The organism is Nonomuraea sp. NPDC050680 (genome assembly GCF_040654555.1).
In the GTDB taxonomy this organism is placed as follows: domain Bacteria; phylum Actinomycetota; class Actinomycetes; order Streptosporangiales; family Streptosporangiaceae; genus Nonomuraea.
Genome location: NZ_JBFAIF010000012.1, coordinates 53,289 through 72,592, shown reverse-complemented (window position 1 = coordinate 72,592; position 19,304 = coordinate 53,289). Strand labels below are relative to the sequence as shown.

The following is a 19,304-nucleotide window of genomic DNA, read 5'->3' as shown; positions in this document are numbered from 1 at the left end:
GCGAAAGGGCGACCCATGAGCGACGACTACGCGATCACCTTCAATCTGATCGACGTTGACAAAGACGGGCGGATCTCCGCCACAGAGCTGGTCGGGCTGATGGAGGTGCTCGGTCAGCCGATCACGCTGGAGGCCGCGCAGGCCGGGGTGGAGAGGCTCGACAAGGACGGCGATGGCCTGATCGACGTGGAGGAGTTCGGCGCCTTCGTGCAGAAGTAAAAAGCAAGCACTTGCTACACAAACCTCTGCCGCACGGGTAACAATGGCGACAGGAGGGACGATGGCCATCAAGAGTGACACCAGCGAGACCCGGATCTCCGCGGACATCGTGAAGACGCTCAGGGCCGGAATCGGCCGGATCTCCGCCGAGGTGATCGCGGAGATCCAGGTTCGCATCCCCGAGTACGCCAGACCGTCCGACGAGGTCTACATCAAGGTCGTCAGGATGGCCGTCGAGCAGGCCATCGACGGCTTCCTCGACCACATCCAGGACCCCGGCGCCCCCTGGGACCCCGAGCCGTTCCGCATGATCGGCAAGGGCGAGGCGGCGGAGGGACGCAACCTGGAGCCGCTGCAGACCGCGATGCGGCTGGGCGCCAGGGTCGGCTGGCGGCGGCTGACCGAGATCGCCGACACCCTCGGGCTCTCCCCGCAGTCCCTGTACGACCTGGGCGAGGCCATCTTCATCTACCTCGACCAGCTCGCCGACGCCGCGGCCGAGGGCTTCGACGAGGCCAGGGCCCACGCGGCAGGCGAGATCGAGCGCCGCCGCAACCGCCTGCTCGACCTGCTGCTGAGCCGGCCGCCCGCCGGCGCGGAGGCCATCTCCGACCTGGCCAAGGCCGCTGGGTGGCGGCTGCCCAAGACCGTGGCCTGCGTCGCCCTCGACGACCAGCACGGCACCTGCCGCTCACCCGCGATGCCGCCCGACGTGCTGATGGGCCTGGACCGAGCCACGCCGTGCCTGCTCATACCCGACCCGAACGGCCCCGGCCAGGCACGCATGCTGGAGACCGCGCTCCGCGGCTACCTGGGCGCCATCGGCCCGCCCGTGCCCCTGACCGCCGCCGCGGCGTCACTGCGGTGGGCGGCCGAGGCGCTGGAGCTGTCCGGGCGCGGCGTGCTGCCGCGCGGCCTGCTGCACTGCGCGGACCACATGGCGACGCTGATCGTGTTCAAGGACGAGGAGCTGGTCGACGCGCTGGCGGAGGTACGCCTGGCGCCACTGGCCCACCTGCGGCCCACGCAGCAGGACCGGCTGGCGGAGACGCTGCTGGCCTGGCTGCGATACGGCCGGGGGGCGGGTGAGGTGGCGGCTCGGCTGCACGTGCATCCGCAGACGGTCCGTTACCGGTTGCGGCAGCTGGAGGAGCTCTACGGCGAGCAGCTCGCCGATCCGGACATCCGCTTCGAGCTGGAGATCGTGCTCCGGGCCCGGCGGGCCGCCCTCGACTCTCGATCCACGTCATGAACGGAAGAGTCTGAGGCGGTCCTCGCCGACGCGCTCGCGGAGGGCGCCGTCCTCGATGCCGAGGTCCTGCTCGGGGGCCAGTGCGAGCACGCCGACCTTGCCGACGTGCTGGTTCAGGCCCCGAGGCTGAGGGGCGTCTCCATCTACATGTCCAGCGGCACGAACAGCTTCATGGGCCCTCTGGACCCGCCCGGCTCCCCCTGGCACCCGGCCCACCTGGGCGAACCCATCTCCGCCTACACGGTCAAGGCCCTGAGCAAGCGCCTGAACAGCCTGGGCATCCAGCACACCCTGAACCTGTACGGCAACGGCACCCACACCTGGCCGTACTGGATCAGGGAGTTCAAGAACTCGTACCCCATGATCTTGACCGCCCTGGGCCTGCCGGGCGGCGGCGCGCCCAAGCTGGACACGACGGATCGCCAGGGCGACTGGCAGCTGGCCAACCCCCGGCCCTGACGGTGAGATCCCCCTGTCCGCAAGGGGTACAGCGATTTTCCGGACACCAATAAAACGGACATAAGGCCGATGTTCCTGGGTATTCACGCCCGAAAACCGAACCACTGCGGCGAATGTGGCGTTCTAAGATCTCACGGTGGCGCATACTGGAGTAGATGAAGCCACCCAGCGCCGCGACCCGGCGCCACCTGCCCACCAGCCCCTTCAAGCCCCCGCCTCCGGCCCCGCCGGTCGAGCAGTTCAGCATGCACGACCAGGTGTCCCACGACCGCTACGGTCTCGGTCGGGTCATCGGCGTCGAGGACGAGGCCGTCCTCATCGACTTCGGATCACGACAGGAACGCATCACGACTCCATACGCCAAGCTGATCAAACTCTGAAACCGCCTGGCACTACCTGAAGCGGACAGCGTTCGCCAGAGGGCGCTGTCGGCGTGTGTTGACGTGTGTTATCGGGCCCGGCCCTGTAAGTATGGTCACCGCCTTAAGGCGCTCCGCGCCGATGGAGCTCGGGCGGTGATAGTGGGGACACGTCCCCACACCTCCGGCGAGGCGACCTTCCGGCCCCTCGTGCTCCCCGGGCCCAAGCCGTCTGGCCAGTTGGTGCTGTCGGAAATCTGCCTGCGGCGTGTGCCCCAGGGCGGCGAGCCACGACCATTCTCCTCATCGTGCGACTTGCCCTTGACGTATGGGTCAAGGGTTAGGGTCGCGACGCCATAAGGGCCCCCTGCCCACCGCTGAGGAGCGTCGCATGCCCGCCCTACCCCGCACGTCCCGCGAAGCCTTGCCCCGAACGTCCGGCGAGGCTCTGCCCCGCATGTCCCGGGAAGTCCGGCTCGCCGGCCTGCCCGACGGCCTGCCGAGGCCGGAGCACTTCGAGGTCGTCGAGACCCCACTGCCCGTGCCGGAAGAAGGCCAGGTACTGGTCCGCAATCGCTTCTTCCACGTCTTCGCGTCGCTCCGTACCCTGATCGGCGGAGGGGTGAAGGGCGCGCCGTTCCCTCCGCTCCTCCCCGGTGACACCCTGTTCGGGGCGGCGATCGGTGAGGTCGTGTCAGCGCCTGCGGACAGCGGGCTGCGCCCCGGCGAGCTGGTCTCGCACTGGCTCGGGTGGCGCGAGTACGCGGCCGTGGCCGCGGCCCAGTGCACCCCGCTGGGTGACACGCTGCCCGACCCTGCCGCGCACCTGGCCCAGGGCTGGACGGCGTACGCCGCGTTGACCCAGGGCGCCGAGGTACGGCCGGGCGACACCGTGTTCGTCTCCGGCGGCGCCGGCGCGGTCGGCTCGCTGGCCGGGCAGATCGCCCGGCTGCTCGGCGCGGGCCAGGTGATCGGCAGCACCGGCTCGCGGGAGAAGGCGGAGCGGCTGGTGTCCGAGCTGGGGTACGACGCCGCCGTGATCCGTGGCGCGGCGCCCATCGACGAGCAGCTGGCCAAGATCGCGCCAGGCGGCATCGACGTCCTCCTGGACAACGTCGGCGGCGAACAGCTCCAGGCGGCGGTGGCCGCGGCCCGGCCCGGGGCACGCTTCGTCCTGGTCGGCGCACTGTCCGGCCAGCTGTCGGCACACGGCACCGGTACGACGGCGCCGGTCGAACTGGACACCTACCAGCTCATCCTCAAGGGCATCGCCATGCGTGGCTTCAGCGCCCCGGACGACGCGCGGGCGCGATCACAATGGACCGAGCGCTTCGGCGGCTGGCTGCGCTCCGGCGAGATCACCTTCCCGCACGTACGCGTGCCGGGCATCGAACAGGCTCCCCAGGCGTTGCACGAGATGATCGGCGGACGGCATCTCGGAGCCGTCGTCGTAGAGCTGTAGTCATCTCTGGAGGACTGATGCGGATCGGCGACGCGGCGGCAGCGGCGGGCACGACGCCCCGGGCACTGCGCTTCTACGAGCAGCGCGGGCTGCTGCCCCCGGCGCCGCGCACGATGACCGGGCAGCGGGAGTACGGGCCCCGTGACGTGGCGCTGGTGCGGATCATCCGTGAGCTGCTGTCACTGGGGCTGACCGTCGAGGACGTACGCAGCTGCGCCGAACGCCTCCACCTTCTGGAGGGCGAAGCGTTGCCGCCGTACGGCAGTACTGGCTGCACCCAGGGCACCGGAGTCGTCCAGCGCCGGCTCACCGCCCTGGACGAGGAGATCTCCCGCCTGACGGCACTGCGGGAGCGCCTCGCCGCCAGTGTCAGCACCAGCACGACGACCTGAGCGGGATCGGCACGACCGCCTGACCACCGCCCAGGTCGGCACGGTTACCTGATCTGACCTGATCAGGCGGTGTGCAGATAAACCTGCCCGAACACCTCGGACAGCTTCTTGAGGTCCGTGGCCGAGTCGACTTCCGGCGCCGACGGGTCGTAGATCGTGGCCAGCCGGGGACGGATCGAGGTCAGCTTCTTCAGCTGGTCCCAGGTGGCGTTCGCCGCCCACTTCTCGCCGTACAGCCTGCTGACCTGGCCCTGGTCGTTCTGCCAGCGGGACCAGAGGTTGATCGTCTCGGCGGCGTCGGCCTGGAGCGGCGTGGCGATGCGGTCGGTGATCGACTTGGCGGCCTGCTCGGCGGTCAGCTGCGGCGAGCCCACGGCGGCGAAGCCCGCGTCTTCCGCGGCGACCTGACCGTAGGCGTCCCAGGCGCGGGCCCTGACCTGGATCCACTGGTTGCGCTGGGCCTCGGTGGCGTCGATCTTCCAGGTGGTGTACTCGGTCGCCAGGTGCCCGCCGTCCAGGGCGAGCTGGTCGACGAGGCCCTTGGTGAGCCAGGCGCCGATCCGCTCGGGGTCGAGCAGCGGGTACTTCTTGGTCATCTCGCTCTTGCACGTGTCGTTGGCGCCGCAGCCGAGCACCGGCACCACCGTGTGCACGGCCAGCTTCTTGCCCGGCGCGAGGTTGCGGAGCGTGGTGGTGGCCTCCGTGACGAACTTGTCCATCTCGTCGGCCGTCTCGAACGTCTTGTTGAAGCCGAGCTGCGAGCTGAACCTGATCCCCACGGCCCCCTGCTGCGCCGCGACCGCGGCGACCTTCTTGGCCGCCTCGGCGAGCTTGCCCGCCTTCCAGTCGTCGGCCAGCTCCGCGTCGATCCAGACGCGCATCCCGGCCGCGGCGGCGGCCTTGACGGCCTGGCCACCGGCGGACTTCTCGGCCGCCTGGATCTCGGACTTGGACAGGCCCTCGGGGTTGACGAAGCACTCCTCGCCGGACTGGCACTCGGGCGAGCCGCCGTCCTCGGCGCCGTCGACATCGGGCGAGTCGACGTCGTGCAGCTCGCCGTCGCCCTCGGAGCCGTTGGGGCACTCGTTGCCGGGTTCGGTGCAGTCGACGGTGATCGGGTTCAGCGGGCCGGCTTCCTGCAGGTGCTCGCCGTCGTTGGAGAGCCAGAAGTTGGCGATGTCCCGCGCCTCGTCGGGGGTGGCCATCCAGCGGCACACGACGTACGCCGGGGTGTCGCCGGACATCAGGTCGTTGCAGCTGCGCGGATCGTCCTCCGACCAGGCTGGAACGCCTATGCCCAGCAGCGAGAGTGCCAATCCGATGACGAAAATCTTCCTCAGTCGCATGGCGCCTTACTCCAGGGGGTGATCGCGGACATATCGCACAATATCTGGATGATCAGCTACGTTCAATGAGATCCACTGCGTTCTTCACCCCGTGTTCCACCCGCAGTAGCCCTCCAAGTTGCGCCGCGTTTCCGCGATATTCCGGTACGGCCAGCAACCGCGCGGCCAACGACCGCCCGCTCAGCGCCCGAATCGGCAACAGCGGCGGCCCCACCCCCAACGCCGCCACCCGGCGACCCCAGAACGGTGGCGGCGACGTCTGGGGGCAGCGGGACGGCGGTCAGGTCGGGGCGCGGCGGGAGAGTGGCTCCGCCGGGGTCAGGCGGGAATGTGGTCGGGTCGGGGTGCGGCGGGAGGGCGACTCTGTCCGAGTCGGGCGGCAGGCGCCAGTAGCCGGTCAGGTGGACGTAGTCAGGCCAGTCGTGCGGCCTGGGCACCACCAGCGGGCTCACCCCGCACAGCACCGGCACCCGATCCCGCCGGTCGGCCGCGAACGGGCTCCCCCGCAACGGTCGCAGCCCCAGCACCTGCCCGCGCAGGCGGTTCATCATGCGGCCCAGCATCAGCCAGCCGAGCCGCTCGACCACGGCGAAGCTGGCCCGGTTGCCGACCCTGCCCAGGGTCCGGCGCGGGATCAGCGGGTTCGGGAACTCGCCGGTCGGCTCGCTGGGCTGGAACTGCAGGATCCCGTACGGCATGCCGTACCTCTCGTGGAGATGCCTGCCCATGGCGCCGAGCGCGGGCGCGAGGACCAGGTCGGCGTCCGCGCAGGCGTCGTCCACCTGGGCGACGAGTTCCGCGGCGAGGGGCTCGAGAACGGCCCTGAAGCCCCGCACGAACCCCAGCGGCACGAACCGCAGGGCAGCGAAACGCTCACCTACGGCCAGAGGTGCGAAGCGCTCGGGCGCCACGAGCGTGGCCTCGTGCCCACGCGCGGCCAACCCCTGGGCCAGCGCCACGCACGGCTGAGTGTCCCCCCGCGACCCCAACGCCAGCACCGCAACTCTCACGTCCAGCCCGCCCTCACGCGCTGCTCACCGTCTGGGCCGACCATCTCACGGCCGATCTGCTCATGGCAGTGTCAGCAAGGCGATCAACGCGCCCAGCAGTACGAGGGCCGCTGTATGAGCCGTCCTTGTGGAATGCAACCGGGACCGGGTGGCGGGCTGGACGGGGGCGACGGGGGCGACGGTCACATGTCCACCTCCGCCCAGGTCCAGCCGGGGCCGTCGGGGTTCGCCCTGACGACCCTGGTACGTCCGGTGGTGACCTTCTCCCACGTCGGCCGCCGCGTACCAGCGGCACGCCCGGAACCAGGGGCGCCCGGGTCGTCTGGATCGGCCCCCGTACCGGCGTCGGCCGGGCTTTGGGGGGTCGGGCGGGCAGTGACCGGTGGCCGTTTGGAGGCTGCGGGCTCGGCGGCGCTGTAGGGACGCTTTCTGATGGGGGGTGCGGCAGGGCGCGGCGTAGGGAGCGCGGCGGGGCGCGGGGTGGGGAGGGCGGCGGGGCGCGGGGTGGGGAGGGCGGCAGGGGGGTCGTGTTCGGCGGATACCGGTATGGGGTCGGTGTCCACTCCGAAGATGGCTGGGCGGCCGTTGACGGTCACCGCCGCCGTTGTGCCGGGGCCGTCCTCCGCCCAGCACCAGCCGGGGCCGTCCGGATTGGGCTTGATCGCCCTCCCAGGACGCGGGCCGCTCGCCGTCTCGGGGCGCCGAGCCCCGCCGCCGTCCGTACTCGCCGACGCGGCGCCCTGGGATGGCGCCGGTGGGGAGACCGCGGCCGGGGAAAGCGGCCGTCCAGCAGGCGGCCGTCCGGCAAGCCCCCGTTCAGCAGGCGGCCGTCCAGCAGGCGGCTGTCCGGCAAGCCCCAGTTCAGCAGGCGGCTGAGCCGAAGGAGGCCCTTCCGGGGGCGGAGGCCCCTCGCGGAACTCGATCCGTCGATGGACCCCCCGCAGCACCCCCGGCAGCCACCAGTTGGCCCCGCCCAGCAGCCGCATCGTCGCCGGCACCAGCAGTGCCCGCACCAGCGTCGCGTCGACCACGATCGCCACGAACATGCCCACCCCGAGCAGCTTCACGATCGTGATCCCGGCCGTCGAGAACGCCCCGATCACCACCAGCAGCAACAGTGCCGCACTGGTGATGACCCCGCCGGTCCGCTGCAGCCCCGTCGCCACCGCGGCCGTGTTGTCGCCCGTTCGCAGCCACTCCGCCCGTACCCGCGACAGCAGGAACAGCTCGTAGTCCATCGACAGCCCGAACACCACCGCCAGGATCAGTACCGTCACCGTGGCCTCGATGGTCCCCGTGGACGTGAAGTGCAGCCACGGCGCCAGGTGACCGTCCTGGAAGGCCCAGACGATCACGCCGAACGAGGCCCCGATCGACAGGACGTTCATGAGCAGGGCCTTGATCGGCAGTACGACGGAGCCGAAGGCGGCGAACAGGAGCAGGAACGTGACCCCGCCCACCACCAGCGCCATCCACGGCAGCCTGGACAGGAGGCTCGACAGGAGGTCCATCTGGGCCGCCGTCGGGCCGCCCACGACGATCCGCCGGATGTTCGGCTCCGGGGCCATGGATCTGATCAGGGTCACCAGGTGCTGGGCCTGGGCCGACATGGGGTCGTAGGAGTAGCGGACCGCCAGCCGTACCGCGCCGTTGGGCTGGGAGAGGCCGGCCAGGTCGACGCCCGTGACGCCGGGCAGCTCGCGCAGGCGCTCGGCGAGGGGCTTGGCGTCGGTGGGGTCGATCGCGGTGACGGCGCTGATCGGGGTGTAGCCCTGGCCGAGGGGGCCGACGGCGGCGGGGCGGGTGGTGAAGGAGCGTTCGATGAGGGCGTGGACGTCGATCGTGGCCATCGAGTTCTTGGCGAAGTCGCGGTCCACGGTCTCGGCGACGCGGCGGCTCTCGGCGGCGGCGGGCAGGACGCGGTGGTCGACGTTGCCGAACCGTACGTGGGCGAACGGCCCGGCCAGCGCGAGCAGTACGGAGGTGACCGCGACCAGGTAGAGCACCGGCCGTCTCATGACGCTGGAGGCGATCGCGTGCCACAGGCCGGAACCCACGCGGGCCGAGCCGAAGTCGGGGGTGATGCGGATGGCGTCCACGCGGGGACCGAGGATGGACAGCGCGGCGGGCAGGACGACCAGCGCCGCGACCATGGCCACCAGCACCACGGCCGCCGCGCCCAGCCCGATCGAGCGCAGGAACATCTGCGGGAACAGCAGCAGCCCCAGCAGCGAGGTCGCCACCGTCAAACCGGAGAAGGCGACGGTACGTCCGGCGGTCGCCATGGTACGCACCACGGCCTCCTGGGTCGGGGCGCCGGCCCTGATCTGCTCACGGAAGGCGTTCAGCACGAAGAGCGAGTAGTCGACGGCCAGCCCGAGGCCGAGCATGGTGACGACGTTCAGCGAGAAGACCGAGACCTCTGTCACCTCGGTCAGCAGCCTGAGCAGCACGAGCGCGCCGAGCACCGCGAAGAGCCCGACGAGGAGCGGGAGCCCGGCGGCCACCACGCTGCCGAACACCACCACGAGCAGCACCAGCAGCACCGGCATCGAGATCGCCTCGGCGCGCGCCAGATCGGCGGCCGTCTGGTCGTTCAGCTCCTTCAGGAGCGGCACCGAGCCGCCCACCTGGACCTGGAGGTTCGCGACGGGCAGCCGGTCCTTGATCGCGGCGTACGCCGCCTGCTTGGCGCCTTTCAGGGTGATCAGGGCGTAGGTGGCGTGTTCGTCGGTGGACATCAGCTCCTTGGCGCCGGTGGTCCAGTAGGTGGCCAGCTTGCGAACGTACTGGGCGGGCAGGGCGCGCAGGGAGTCGTGTACGGCCTTCTTGAAGCGCGCGTCGCGCACCTTGACCCGCGGGTGCCGGTAGAGGACGACCACGTCGGGCGTGTTGCCGCTGTACCAGGCGTCGTTCCAGTGGGCGGCGGTGGTCGAGTCGGCGGCCGGGTCGGCGAAGCCGCCGTCGGCCATCCGGCCGAACAGCTGCAGCCCGAAGGGCGCGACCAGGACGGCCGCCACCAGGCTCAGCACCAGCAGCGTCCACCGGCCGCGGTGGATCAGGCGCCCCGCTGTCTCAAACAACGGCCACGCGCTCGATCAGTGCCTCGGGCATGCCCGGGTCCCCTCGCCGACTACAGGGACCTAGAAAATTACGGCAGAAGGGAGCTTCGATTCTTGCCAAACGCCTGCACATTCCGTTTCCGGTCTTGTCAGCGGCGTGACAAGCACGGAGATATTCAGACGACAGCAGATGCGGTGAACCATCACAATGGTCAGCGTTTGGGGAATTAGGGGGCTCACCACATGCACGGCTATCTTCACGATCTCGGGCTGCTCCGAGATCGGCGGTTCACGCTGCTGCTGATCGCGCGCACCATCTCGGTGCTGGGCACCTCCTTCGCCCCCGTGGCACTCGCCTTCGGCATCCTCGCCCTGCCCGGCGCGGACGCCACCACGCTGTCCGTGGTGCTCACCGCCGAAGCGCTGCCGATGATCGTGTTCATGCTGTTCGCCGGGGTGATCGCGGACCGGTTCCCCCGGCACCGGGTGATGATGGTCAGCGAGTTCATGAGCGCGCTGGCCTTCTTCGCCCTGGCCGCGATGATGCTGTCGGGTTGGACTCCGCTCCCCGCGATGGCGAGCGCCGCGGCGGCCAGCGGGGTGGCGATAGCGATGCTGTTCCCCTCGCTGACCGGCATCATCCCCGAGGTCGTGCCCGCCGACCGGCTGCAGACCGGCAACGCGCTGCTCGGCCTGGGCGCCAACAGTTCGCGGGTGGCGGGCGCGGTGCTGGGCGGCGGCGCGGTCGTGCTGTTCGGCAGCGGGTGGGCGCTGGCCGTGAGCGGCCTGATGTTCACGGTGGCCGGGGTGCTGATCGCGGCGCTGCGCCTCACGCCCGCCGAGCGCGACGCGGCGGCCGAGCATTCGATGCTGGCCGACCTGCGTGACGGGTGGCGCGAGTTCAGCACCCGGCAGTGGATCTGGGTGGTGGTCGCGCAGTTCTCCGTGCTCGTGATGGGGCTCCAGGCGGGTCACGGGGTGCTCGGGCCACTGATCGCCAAGGAGAGCCTGGGCGGGCCCGCGGCCTGGTCGGCCTTCCTGGCCGGCGAGGCGGCCGGCACGATCGTGGGGGTGATCGTCTCGCTGCGCGTCCGGCCCAGGCGGCCGATCCTGGTCGGGACGCTGCTCTGCCTGCCGACCGCTCTGCCGTACGTGCTGCTGGGCACCGGCGCGCCGCTGTGGGCGATCGTGGCGGGCGCGTTCGTGCTGGGCGTCTGCTTCGACGTGTTCGGTGTGCTGTGGCAGACGACCATGCAGCGCGAGGTGCCGCCGGAGTCGCTGTCGCGGGTCAGCTCGTACGACGCGCTGGGCTCGCTGATGTTCGGCCCGATCGGGCTCATGCTGGCCGGGCCGGTGGCGAGCCTGGTCGGCACCCGGACGGCGCTGCTGGGCTGCGCCGCGCTCGTCGTGCTGTCCACGCTGGCCGCGCTGCTGTCTCCCGGCGTGCGTCAACTACGCGCTCCCGATCCGGTCGCCGAGAGCGTACCCGGCTGAGAAGCGCGTTCAGACGACGATCAGCGTCACCACGACGCCCGCGCAGTTGCCCGCCACGCAGATGCGGATGGGCACCTCGGACACTCCCGCGGCCTCCGGGATGCCGCCGATGTGCCCGTCGGGGCCGATCGTGACACCCGCCGGCAGCTTGCCGTGGTCGGTCACGGAGAACGTGGGCGGCACGCCGGTGGGCCCGCCCGAGATCCCGATCTGGTCGTCGTAGCGGTTGCCCGTCCTGCCGGGGAAGGCCAGCTGACTCGGCTGCCAGGGCACGTTCCGCAGCACGACGACCGTGACCTGCTGATCGACGCAGTCCTGGCCACGGCACAGGCGGACGGGCGTGGCGAAGGTGCCGGGACGCTGGGGCACGCCGTGCAGCCGGCCCGCGTCGTCCAAGGTCACGCCCGGTGCCAGGGCGGCGGCGCGGATGGTGAGGCCGTCCTGGAACGGCAGCAGGCGATGGTCCACCTCGATGCCCTGCGTGACGTAGAAGACGTCCTCGACGAGCCGCTTGGTCGGGGGATCCATGTGCTGGGCGGGCAGGTCCCTCGACATGGCCACGGTGTGCATGTCGGCCGAGGGCAGCGTGGGGAGCAACGCACACAGACTCAACCCGGCAACGACGAATGCCCATGTTTGCCGCATTCCACCCCCTGTTCGTCTCCTCGATACGTACCCCACCAGCGCGTAGCGTTACTCCTGGCTCACGCATAGATAATCGGTTCATGGCCGCTGAATCCGCCCAGACCCTGGAACGCGGGCTCCGCCTGCTGAGGCTGCTCGCCGACGGCAAGGGCGGGCGGACGCCCACCGAGCTGAGCACCGAGCTGTCGCTGTCCCGCCCGGTGGTCTACCGGCTGGTGACCACACTGCTGAGCGAGGGGTTCGTCCGCCGGGACGCCGAGGGGCGGGTGCACCTCGGGTTCGGCGTGCTCGTGCTGGCCCAGGCCGTACAACCGCTGCTGCGCGCGGCGGCACTGCCCACGCTGCGGCGGCTGGCCGAGGACGTGGGCGCGACCGCGCACCTGACCGTGGCCGAGGGCGACGACGGCCTGGCCGTGGCGGTGGTGGAGCCGTCGTGGACGGACATGCACGTGGCCTACCGGGAGGGGTCGCGTCACTCCCTGCTGCTGGGCGCCGCCGGGCGGGCGATCCTGGCGCTGCGCGAGGGACGGGCCGACTATCTGGTGACGGAGGGGCAGTTGCAGGAGGGCGCGCGGGGGATCGCCGCGCCAGTGTCCGGGCTGCCGTGGCTGGAGGCGTCGGTCGGCGTGGTGACGTTCGGGCCGCTCAGCGAGTCGGCCGGACCGCGCGTGGTCGAGGCCGCCGCCGAGCTGTCCGGCGCGCTGGGTTGACATCCCCTAGCCGATGGCGGACGGTAGTTGCATATAGAGGACACACACGTCCGATAATCGGACGCCTTGGAGGCGATGATGCCTTACTACCGCGTCGTTGGCGAGGTGCCCCGCAAGCGGCACACGCAGTTCAGGCGGCCCGACGGCGGCCTCTACGCCGAGGAGCTGATGGGCGAGGAAGGCTTCTCGTCGGATTCCTCGCTGCTCTACCACCGCTATCTGCCGACCGCGATCGTCAAGGCCGAGGCCGTCACGCCGCCGGCCGACACGCGCCTGGAGCCGAACCTGCCGCTGTCGCCGCGCCACTTCCGCACCCAGGACCTACGCGGCGCGGGCGACCTGGTGACGGGCCGGATGCAGCTGGCGGGCAACGCCGACGTCCGATTGTCGTACGCCACCAGCGACCGCCCCAGCGAGCTCTACCGCAACTCCATGGGCGACGAGTGCGTGTACGTCCAGGACGGCCGCGCCCGCTTCGAGTCGACGTACGGCGTCATCGAAGCCGGCGCGGGCGACTACATCGTCATCCCGACCGGCACGATCCACCGCTGGGTGCCCGACGGGCCGGTCAACGTGCTGGCCATCGAGGCGTCCGGGCACATCAGGCCGCCCAAGCGCTACCTGTCGCAGTACGGGCAGTTCCTGGAGCACGCGCCCTACTGCGAGCGCGACCTGCGCAGCCCGGCCGAGCCCTTCGTCGTCGAGGGCGAGGAGGTCCCGGTGCTGGTCCGTACCCGGGGCGGGCTGACCCGGCTGGTCTACCGCAACCACCCGTTCGACGTGGTCGGCTGGGACGGCTACCTGTACCCGTTCGCGTTCAACATCAATGACTTCGAGCCGATCGTGAAGAAGACGCACGCGCCGCCGCCGGTCCACCAGACGTTCGAGGGGCCGGGGTTCGTGATCTGCTCGTTCTGCCCTCGGCCGCTGGACTTCCACCCCGAGTCCGTACCGATCCCCTACAACCACCACAACGTCGACTCCGACGAGTTCATGTTCTACGTGGGCGGCGACTACTCGGCCCGTAAGGGCTCCGGCATCGACGTCGGCTCGATCTCGCTGCACCCGGCCGGCTTCACGCACGGGCCGCAGCCCGGGGCGGTGGAGGCGGTCATCGACGCGGTCAGCCGCGGCATCACGACCACCAGCGAGATGGCCGTGATGATCGACACCTTCCGCCCGCTCGACCTCGGCCAGGCCGCACTGACCTGCGAGGACCCCGGCTACGCCTGGACCTGGGCCCGATGAACCTCTACCTCGCGCTGGTCGACGACGCGGGCCTGTTCCCGCCGACCTCCCTGCACATGTCGGAGGCGCTGGCCCGCCACCAGCGCGACCAGGAGCGGGGCTCCCAGGTGCTCACCCATCGCTTCCTCTGTCCCACCAGCCGCCTGGACGGGCTGCGGCGCGAGGAGGCCGTGCCGCGCCGCATCGGTCTGATCGTCGACACGCCGGACATCCCGCCGTTCGACGACCTGCCCGTGGACTCGGTCGAGCTGCGCGCGGACGCCCTCGCCCAGCTGCCCGACGGCGGCCTGCCACCGGGCGTGCGGCTGTTCGTCGAGGTACCCCTCGGGAAGTACGTCGCCGACGTGCCCAAGGGTGCCGCGCTCAAAGTGCGCTGCGGTGGCCTGACCGCCGACGCCTTCCCGTCGGTTGAGCATCTCGCGGCGTTCATCCGGTTCTGCGCGGAGCACGACCTCCGGTTCAAGGCCACCGCCGGACTGCACCACGCCGTACGCCATTTCGACCCCACGCTCGGCGTCGACCGGCACGGCTTCCTCAACCTGCTGCTGGCCGTCTGCGAGGCGGTGGACCAGCGCGACCCCGCGCCCGTGCTGCGCACCACCGACGTGGGCCACCTCGTACGGCTGGCCCGCGCCGTGTCCGAGGAGACGGCGAAGCGGGCCAGGGCGCTGCTGGTGAGCTACGGCTCGTGCAGCACCAGCGCCCCGCTGGACGACCTGCGCGCGCTGGGACTGATCGAGGAGGACGCGTGAGCACGGAGGAGGACGCGTGAGCACGGAGGAGGACGCGTTGAGCACGGAGGAGGACGCGTGAGCATCGAGGAGGACGCGTGAGCTGGGGAGTGGACAATCTGCCCTACGGGGTGTTCTCGCGGCGCGGCGAGCGGCCACGCGTCGGCGTGCGCTACGGCGACCGGGTGCTCGACCTGGCCGCCGCGCTGCACGACGAGGTGTTCGCGGCGCCCAGCCTGAACCCCTTCATGGCCAGGGGCCGCACCGCCTGGCACGACACCAGGACGCTGATCGCCAACAAGCTCACCTCCGACCTCGCGATCACCGAGCCGCACCTGATCCCGCTCGACCAGGTGCGGCTGCACATGCCCTTCGAGGTGGCCGACTACGTCGACTTCTACTGCTCGCTGGAGCACGCCACCAATCTCGGCAGGATGTTCCGGCCCGGCACCGAAGGACTGCTGCCCAACTGGCGGCACCTGCCGGTCGGCTACCACGGCAGGTCGGGCACGGTCGTGGTCTCGGGCACCCCGATCGACCGGCCGCACGGCCAGCTCGGGGCCGGGCGGTTCGGGCCGTCCGCCAAGCTCGACCTAGAGGCCGAGCTGGGTTTCGTGATCGGCGTACCGTCCGAGCTCGGCTCGCCGGCCGGGGCCTTCGAGGATCACGTGTTCGGGGTGACACTGGTCAACGACTGGAGCGCGCGCGACATCCAGGCGTGGGAGTACGTGCCGCTCGGGCCGTTCCTGGGCAAGTCGTTCGCCACCTCGATCTCGCCGTGGATCACGCCGCTGGAGGCGCTGCCCCGGTTGGCCGGCCGCGTACAGGATCCCGAGCCGCTCGACTATCTGCGCAGGAGGGACGACTGGGGGCTGGACATCTCGGTCGAGGTGTCGCTCAACGGCGAGGTCGTGTCCCGCCCGCCGTACTCGGGCATGTACTGGACGCCGGACCAGATGCTCGCCCACATGACGGCGAACGGCGCGTCCCTGCGGACCGGCGACCTGTTCGCGAGCGGCACGATCTCCGGCGAGCAGCGCGACGAACGCGGCTCGCTCATCGAGCTGACCTGGAACGGCAGCGATCCGATCAAACTCGCCGACGGCGAGACCAGGACATTCCTGGAGGACGGCGACACGGTGACGATCCGAGCCACGGCCGGCGGCCGGTCATTGGGGGAGGTTTCCGGAACAATCCGATAGATGACTTGGCGTGCTCATTCAGTGACTCTCCGCTAACCTGGGTATCCCCTTCCCCGGAAAGCAGGATTGAGATGCGACGCGCCGCGGCCATCTTTCTCGTTGCCCTACTCCTGACCGCCGGCTGCTGCCCGGTGACCGCCGACCGCCCGGCGCCCACGCCACCCGTCGTTCAGGTCTCCCCCGCCTTCGACACCCGGCGCGCCCGGACGGACCAGGGCCTGGTCGTCCAGGCGCGGGGCGGCAGGCTCAACCAGGTGATCGCCTACGTGGCGGGCGCGCTGGTGCCGGGCAAGCTGGACGCGTCGCGTACGACCTGGCGCTCCTCCTGGACGCTGGCCCCCGGGGCCGAATACACGGTGACCGCCACCGCGGCGGGCGCGGCCGGCCCGGCGACGGTGGCCATGGGCCGCTTCCGCACCCGCGCCGCCAACCGTTCCTTCCAGATCGCCGCCATCACCCCGCTGCCCGGCGAGACCGTCGGGGTCGGCATGCCGATCATCATGGACTTCGACACCCCGGTGCGGGACAAGGCGGCCGTGGAGCGGGCGCTGGAGATCGAGCCGGCCGTCGAGGGCGCGTGGCGCTGGGTGAGCGACACCCGGGCGATCTACCGCACCCGCGCGTTCTGGACGCCGAAGCAGCAGGTCACGGTCACGGCCCACCTGACCGGCGTACGCATGGCGCCGGGCGTCTACGGCCTGACCGACCGCACGTTCGCCTTCAAGGTGGGCCGCGAGCAGACGACCTCGATCGACACCCGGACCCACCAGATGGTCGTCAGGCGCGGCGACCGCGTCGCGCAGCGCATGGCCATCAGCGCGGGCATGGCCACCACCCGCGAATACACCACGACCAGCGGCGTCCACCTGACCATGGACAAGGGCGACCCGGTCCGCATGATCTCGCCCGGCCGCAAGAAGGGCGAGCCCGGCTTCTACGACGTGATGATCGACCACGCCGTGCGCATCTCCAACAGCGGCGAATACGTCCACGCCAAGAACAACCTCTGGGCCCAGGGCCACGCGAACGTCAGCCACGGCTGCGTCAACGCCCGCCCCGACCAGGCGGCCTGGTTCTTCGACACCTCGCTGCGCGGCGACCCGGTGACGATCACCGGCACCTCCCGCGAGCTCGCGTGGGACAACGGCTGGGGGTTCTGGCAACTGCCGTGGGACAAGTGGCGCCAGGGCAGTGCCTTGTACGACCCCGCGGCCCTGCCACAGCAATGATTCCGGCATTACGGTAGAAGGGGGAACCAGGCGAGTACACAGGCCCGTTATTCCAATAGGAGGGCCGGAGCATGGATGAATGGATCATCTGGATAATCCTGGCAGTCGTCCTCGGCGTGGCGGAGATCTTCACCGTCACCGCGGCGCTCGGGCTGCTCGGCGCGGCCGCTCTCCTCAGCGCGGCGACCGCCGCCATCGGGCTGCCCGTCCCCCTGCAACTGCTGGTCTTCGCCCTGTCTTCCACGGCCGGTCTGATCGTGATCCGGCCGATCGCCATGCGCCACATCCGGCAGCCACAGCTGCAGCGCTTCGGCGTGGAAGCACTGGTCGGCAGGCAGGCATACGTATTGTCGGAGGTCACCGGCAGGGACGGCAGAGTACGCATCGGCGGCGAGGAGTGGTCCGCGCGCGCCTATGACGAGACCCTGGTGATCCCCACGGGGGCGACCGTCGATGTCATCGAGATCGAGGGCGCCACAGCCCTCGTCTATCCCCGGGAGTGACCATGGATCCGCTGTTGGTGGTCGGACTGCTCGTCATACTCTTCGCGGTGTTCACGGTGCTCAAGGCCGTGCGGATCGTGCCCCAGGCACGCGCCCGCAACGTCGAGCGCCTCGGCCGCTACAACCGTACGCTCAAGCCCGGACTCAACTTCGTCATCCCGTACATCGACCGCGTCTACCCGATGATCGACCTGCGCGAGCAGGTCGTGACCTTCCGCCCGCAACCGGTCATCACCGAGGACAACCTGGTCGTCGAGATCGACAACGTCATCTACTTCCAGGTCACCGATCCCCGGGCGGCGGCCTACGAGATCGCCAACTATCTCCAGGCGATAGAGCAGCTCACCGTCACCACCATGCGTAACGTCATCGGCGCCATGGACCTGGAGAAGACGCTCACCTCCCGCGACCACATCAACAGCCAGTTGCGCGGCGTGCTCGACGAGGCCACCGGCAAGTGGGGCATCCGCGTCAACCGCGTGGAGGTCAAGGCGATCGACCCGCCGAAGACCATCAAGGACGCGATGGAGAAGCAGATGCGGGCCGAGCGGGACAAGCGGGCGGCCGTCCTCAACGCGGAGGGCCAGCGCCAGTCGCAGATCCTCACCGCCGAGGGCGACAAGCAGAGCGCCATCCTGCGCGCCGAAGGCCAGCGCACCGCCGCCATCCTGGAGGCCGAGGGCCAGTCGCGGGCCATCGACCAGGTCTTCCAGGCGGTCCACCGCAACGACCCCGACCCCCAACTGCTCGCCTACCAGTATCTGCAGATGCTGCCGCAGCTCGCGCAGAGTCCCGGCAACACGTTCTGGGTGATTCCCAGCGAGGTCACCTCGGCGCTGCAGGGCGTGTCCAAGGCGTTCACCGAAGCGCTGCCCCGGTCGGCTGCGACGCGCGAGGAGGCGCCGGGCAGCTCGGCGGCGGACGAGGAGGTCGCCAGGGCCTCGGAAGCGGCGGCCGAAGCCGTGGCAAACGCCCAGGAAGCCGAGAGCCCCAACGGGCCGCGCCAGCTCACGCAAGGGGTTGAGGACCCGTCGGTCGCGTTCGCCGACCTGGAGAAGAAGCACCAGGAACGCTGACCGACCAAGACGCCCGCCTGGCCGGAGTGACCGGTCAAAGGTGCCCGCCCGGCCAGTACGACCGGCCAGAGGTGCCCGCCACGCTCACCCCGGCGGGCACCGGCCAGGCGGCCCTGGTCTCGGACTTGTCGCCCACCCCGCCGGGCACCGGTCAGGCAACTCTGGCCCCGGATTTGGCGCCGGACTTGGCCCCGGAGCTGGGTTCGGGCTTGGCCCCGGAGCTGGGTTCGGGCTTCGGTTCGGACTTGGGTTCGTTCGGGAGGGGACGGCAGGCCATTTCCAGCAGGTCCCGCACCTGAGACTCCCGGTGCAGAGCACCTGCTCGGCAGGCCAACTTGACCGTAGCGTCAGCCAGTGCGATTTCCCGGTTGCCCGGCGGAATGTCATCGCCCAACTCGATACGCAGCCATTCGGAGATCTCCGCCCACGAGTAGAGGCTGATGTTGTCGGCCTCGATGAGTGGCTCGGGAAAGCCGCCGGGCCCGCGCTGTCCGCTGGCGAGTTGGCGCAGGCTGGCCTGTGTGCGCCCCCCGTGACGCCGGGCAGCGTCACCGAGCGTCACCGCATCGCCTTGCCCCACGCCGACGGCCCACAACTCGTTGACCTTACTGACCTGGATGAGCACAGACGTGATCGTCTCCAAGAGACTCTCCCCCTCGCGCTCGCACATGAGGTAGACGGTGCCATCCGGCCCCCCGGCCACAGCGCAGTCATCCAGACCTGCTTCGTAGAGAGCGTCCGTCTCTTCGTCGTTGGGCGCCCGGTTCAGCATGATGCGGAAGCTCCAGGTCTTCATGAGTCCTCCTCGGTCGTGCCGCATTCAGCATGCTCGTAAGCCCATTCGAGAATGCCTTTCGCATGGTTTCCGGCATTGCGTGGGGTCGACCACACTTTGTAGGGCATAG

19 protein-coding genes are annotated in these 19,304 nt (G+C 70.3%); 14 read left to right on the top strand and 5 right to left on the bottom strand.

Annotation, left to right across the window (positions count from 1 at the left end; all coding sequences use genetic code 11):
* The first annotated feature begins 15 nt into the window (after positions 1–15).
* From AB0H88_RS32790 to AB0H88_RS32765, 6 genes are all read left to right on the top strand, one after another.
* Positions 16–219, top strand: coding sequence for an EF-hand domain-containing protein (locus tag AB0H88_RS32790; RefSeq protein ID WP_357651296.1), 204 nt, complete (start codon positions 16–18; stop codon positions 217–219).
* A gap of 61 nt (positions 220–280) precedes the next feature.
* On the top strand, positions 281–1,471 hold the full coding sequence (locus AB0H88_RS32785; RefSeq protein ID WP_357651294.1) for a helix-turn-helix domain-containing protein: 1,191 nt from the start codon (positions 281–283) through the stop codon (positions 1,469–1,471).
* Positions 1,472–1,576: 105 nt separating this feature from the next.
* Positions 1,577–1,930 carry a hypothetical protein gene (locus AB0H88_RS32780; RefSeq protein ID WP_357651292.1) on the top strand — a complete coding sequence of 118 codons (354 nt, stop codon included), beginning with the start codon at positions 1,577–1,579 and terminating at the stop codon, positions 1,928–1,930.
* Between the two features lie 155 nt (positions 1,931–2,085).
* Positions 2,086–2,310, top strand: coding sequence for a hypothetical protein (locus tag AB0H88_RS32775; protein ID WP_225300811.1), 225 nt, complete (start codon positions 2,086–2,088; stop codon positions 2,308–2,310).
* A gap of 370 nt (positions 2,311–2,680) precedes the next feature.
* Positions 2,681–3,751, top strand: a complete 1,071-nt coding sequence (locus tag AB0H88_RS32770) for an NADP-dependent oxidoreductase (protein WP_357651290.1) — start codon at positions 2,681–2,683, stop codon at positions 3,749–3,751.
* 17 nt (positions 3,752–3,768) lie between these two features.
* Positions 3,769–4,143 carry a MerR family transcriptional regulator gene (locus AB0H88_RS32765; RefSeq protein WP_357651288.1) on the top strand — a complete coding sequence of 125 codons (375 nt, stop codon included), beginning with the start codon at positions 3,769–3,771 and terminating at the stop codon, positions 4,141–4,143.
* A gap of 62 nt (positions 4,144–4,205) precedes the next feature.
* Here the strand turns inward: AB0H88_RS32765 and AB0H88_RS32760 are convergent, their stop codons facing one another.
* The 3 genes from AB0H88_RS32760 to AB0H88_RS32750 all read right to left on the bottom strand — a co-directional run bounded on the left by AB0H88_RS32760 (position 4,206) and on the right by AB0H88_RS32750 (position 9,582).
* Complete coding sequence (locus AB0H88_RS32760; RefSeq protein WP_357651286.1) at positions 4,206–5,489, bottom strand: hypothetical protein; 1,284 nt, start codon at positions 5,487–5,489, stop codon at positions 4,206–4,208.
* 62 nt (positions 5,490–5,551) lie between these two features.
* Entirely contained in the window at positions 5,552–6,499 is a 948-nt protein-coding gene (locus AB0H88_RS32755; protein WP_357651284.1) for a glycosyltransferase, read from the bottom strand.
* A gap of 182 nt (positions 6,500–6,681) precedes the next feature.
* Positions 6,682–9,582: an MMPL family transporter gene (locus AB0H88_RS32750; protein WP_357651282.1), complete on the bottom strand. Its 2,901-nt coding sequence runs from the start codon at positions 9,580–9,582 to the stop codon at positions 6,682–6,684.
* A 222-nt stretch (positions 9,583–9,804) separates the two neighbouring features.
* Here AB0H88_RS32750 and AB0H88_RS32745 point away from each other — a divergent pair, with 222 nt between their 5' ends.
* A complete protein-coding gene (locus tag AB0H88_RS32745) occupies positions 9,805–11,055 on the top strand; it encodes an MFS transporter (RefSeq protein ID WP_357651280.1) in 1,251 nt (416 codons plus the stop codon).
* Between the two features lie 9 nt (positions 11,056–11,064).
* Here the strand turns inward: AB0H88_RS32745 and AB0H88_RS32740 are convergent, their stop codons facing one another.
* The gene (locus tag AB0H88_RS32740; protein WP_357651278.1) at positions 11,065–11,652 is read right to left on the bottom strand and encodes a hypothetical protein; all 588 of its coding nucleotides are present in this window, start codon (positions 11,650–11,652) and stop codon (positions 11,065–11,067) included.
* 128 nt (positions 11,653–11,780) lie between these two features.
* Between AB0H88_RS32740 and AB0H88_RS32735 the strand changes: the two genes are divergently transcribed.
* The 7 genes from AB0H88_RS32735 to AB0H88_RS32705 all read left to right on the top strand — a co-directional run bounded on the left by AB0H88_RS32735 (position 11,781) and on the right by AB0H88_RS32705 (position 18,399).
* Positions 11,781–12,410, top strand: a complete 630-nt coding sequence (locus tag AB0H88_RS32735; protein WP_225300801.1) for a helix-turn-helix domain-containing protein — start codon at positions 11,781–11,783, stop codon at positions 12,408–12,410.
* A 78-nt stretch (positions 12,411–12,488) separates the two neighbouring features.
* Complete coding sequence (locus tag AB0H88_RS32730; protein ID WP_357651640.1) at positions 12,489–13,658, top strand: homogentisate 1,2-dioxygenase domain-containing protein; 1,170 nt, start codon at positions 12,489–12,491, stop codon at positions 13,656–13,658.
* Positions 13,655–14,410, top strand: a complete 756-nt coding sequence (locus AB0H88_RS32725; RefSeq protein WP_357651276.1) for a hypothetical protein — start codon at positions 13,655–13,657, stop codon at positions 14,408–14,410. The genes AB0H88_RS32730 and AB0H88_RS32725 overlap by 4 nt, the downstream gene beginning before the upstream one ends.
* A 77-nt stretch (positions 14,411–14,487) precedes the next feature.
* Entirely contained in the window at positions 14,488–15,591 is a 1,104-nt protein-coding gene (gene fahA / locus AB0H88_RS32720; protein WP_357651274.1) for a fumarylacetoacetase, read from the top strand.
* A gap of 71 nt (positions 15,592–15,662) precedes the next feature.
* A complete protein-coding gene (locus tag AB0H88_RS32715; RefSeq protein WP_357651272.1) occupies positions 15,663–16,820 on the top strand; it encodes an Ig-like domain-containing protein in 1,158 nt (385 codons plus the stop codon).
* 71 nt (positions 16,821–16,891) lie between these two features.
* Positions 16,892–17,323 carry an NfeD family protein gene (locus tag AB0H88_RS32710; RefSeq protein WP_357651270.1) on the top strand — a complete coding sequence of 144 codons (432 nt, stop codon included), beginning with the start codon at positions 16,892–16,894 and terminating at the stop codon, positions 17,321–17,323.
* Between the two features lie 2 nt (positions 17,324–17,325).
* A complete protein-coding gene (locus tag AB0H88_RS32705; protein ID WP_357651268.1) occupies positions 17,326–18,399 on the top strand; it encodes an SPFH domain-containing protein in 1,074 nt (357 codons plus the stop codon).
* 151 nt (positions 18,400–18,550) lie between these two features.
* Here the strand turns inward: AB0H88_RS32705 and AB0H88_RS32700 are convergent, their stop codons facing one another.
* Positions 18,551–19,195: a hypothetical protein gene (locus AB0H88_RS32700; protein ID WP_357651266.1), complete on the bottom strand. Its 645-nt coding sequence runs from the start codon at positions 19,193–19,195 to the stop codon at positions 18,551–18,553.
* Positions 19,196–19,304: the final 109 nt, after the last annotated feature.

Bases quoted from the DNA above. Each gene is read 5' to 3' on its own strand.
- AB0H88_RS32735 (WP_225300801.1), top strand. From the start codon at position 11,781: ATGGCCGCTGAATCCGCCCAGACCCTGGAACGCGGGCTCCGCCTGCTG.
- AB0H88_RS32775 (WP_225300811.1), top strand. From the start codon at position 2,086: ATGAAGCCACCCAGCGCCGCGACCCGGCGCCACCTGCCCACCAGCCCC.
- AB0H88_RS32765 (WP_357651288.1), top strand. From the start codon at position 3,769: ATGCGGATCGGCGACGCGGCGGCAGCGGCGGGCACGACGCCCCGGGCA.
- AB0H88_RS32790 (WP_357651296.1), top strand. From the start codon at position 16: ATGAGCGACGACTACGCGATCACCTTCAATCTGATCGACGTTGACAAA.
- AB0H88_RS32770 (WP_357651290.1), top strand. From the start codon at position 2,681: ATGCCCGCCCTACCCCGCACGTCCCGCGAAGCCTTGCCCCGAACGTCC.
- AB0H88_RS32705 (WP_357651268.1), top strand. From the start codon at position 17,326: ATGGATCCGCTGTTGGTGGTCGGACTGCTCGTCATACTCTTCGCGGTG.
- AB0H88_RS32745 (WP_357651280.1), top strand. From the start codon at position 9,805: ATGCACGGCTATCTTCACGATCTCGGGCTGCTCCGAGATCGGCGGTTC.
- AB0H88_RS32715 (WP_357651272.1), top strand. From the start codon at position 15,663: ATGCGACGCGCCGCGGCCATCTTTCTCGTTGCCCTACTCCTGACCGCC.
- AB0H88_RS32710 (WP_357651270.1), top strand. From the start codon at position 16,892: ATGGATGAATGGATCATCTGGATAATCCTGGCAGTCGTCCTCGGCGTG.
- AB0H88_RS32730 (WP_357651640.1), top strand. From the start codon at position 12,489: ATGCCTTACTACCGCGTCGTTGGCGAGGTGCCCCGCAAGCGGCACACG.
- AB0H88_RS32760 (WP_357651286.1), bottom strand. From the start codon at position 5,489: ATGCGACTGAGGAAGATTTTCGTCATCGGATTGGCACTCTCGCTGCTG.
- AB0H88_RS32725 (WP_357651276.1), top strand. From the start codon at position 13,655: ATGAACCTCTACCTCGCGCTGGTCGACGACGCGGGCCTGTTCCCGCCG.
- AB0H88_RS32700 (WP_357651266.1), bottom strand. From the start codon at position 19,195: ATGAAGACCTGGAGCTTCCGCATCATGCTGAACCGGGCGCCCAACGAC.
- AB0H88_RS32785 (WP_357651294.1), top strand. From the start codon at position 281: ATGGCCATCAAGAGTGACACCAGCGAGACCCGGATCTCCGCGGACATC.